The 917-nt window shown below is 60.4% G+C and carries 1 protein-coding gene; it reads left to right on the forward strand.

What is annotated here, in order from left to right; all coding sequences use genetic code 11:
* The first annotated feature begins 181 nt into the window (after positions 1-181).
* A protein-coding gene (locus tag QHF84_RS50160; protein WP_348652951.1) for an IS5 family transposase occupies positions 182-906 on the forward strand; the annotation gives its coding sequence in 2 pieces (ribosomal slippage) (positions 182-470 and positions 470-906; 726 coding nt in all).
* Positions 907-917: the final 11 nt, after the last annotated feature.

The following is a 917-nucleotide window of genomic DNA, read 5'->3' on the forward strand; positions in this document are numbered from 1 at the left end:
TAGAACTCATCTCATAAACCGTCGAGTAGGTCCATCGGCTCCAACATCCCACTTTGTAGGATCAATCGAACGAGGCTCGGTCCAGTCGTCGGTACATTTTTGATTGCTGACGACATATGCAGGTGTGGACCTGACAGACCTTCAGTGGGCGCTACTCGAGCCGCTTATCCCTGCTCCGCGCATGCGCGCCGATCGCCGCGGGAGGCCGTGGAAGGATGCGCGCGAGGTACTCAACGGCATCTTGTGGATCATGCGCACCGGCGCTCGATGGGCTGACTTGCCCGAAAGATATCCATCATACCAGACGTGCCATCGGCGGTTCCAGCAGTGGTCGAAGGACGGCACGCTTGAACGGATCCTGTACGCCTTGGCTGGGGACTTACGTGACCGAGGGCAGATCGACTTGAGTGAGGCGTTCATCGACGGCACATTCGTGAGCGCCAAAAAGGGGGGCCCTGCGTCGGGAAAACGAAGCGTGGCAAGGGGACCAAGGTCATGGCCATTGCAGACGGCTCTGGTCTTCCTCTCGCCGTCTGCGTCGAAAGTGCTTCGCCGCATGAAGTCAAGCTCGTCGGCCGAACGCTCGATAGCTGCTTCCTCGCCCAGCTCCCCAAGCGCCTCATCGGCGACAAAGCCTACGACAGCGACGCGCTCGACGCACGGCTCGCGGAGGAGCGAGGGATCGAAATGATTGCGCCCAATCGCTCGAATCGCAAGCGCCTCAGTCAAGACCTCCGCCCCCTCCGCCGATACAAGCGCCGCTGGAAGGTCGAGCGCCTCTTCGCCTGGCTCCAGAGCTTCCGCCGCATCGCGGTACGGTACGAGCGCCACGTCGAAAACTTCCTCGGCTTCGTCCACCTCGGATGCATCGTCGTGTACCTCAGGAGACTCCTGGACGATTTATGAGATGACTTCTA

The organism is Polyangium sp. y55x31 (genome assembly GCF_029946505.1).
GTDB lineage: Bacteria > Myxococcota_A > Polyangia > Polyangiales > Polyangiaceae > Polyangium.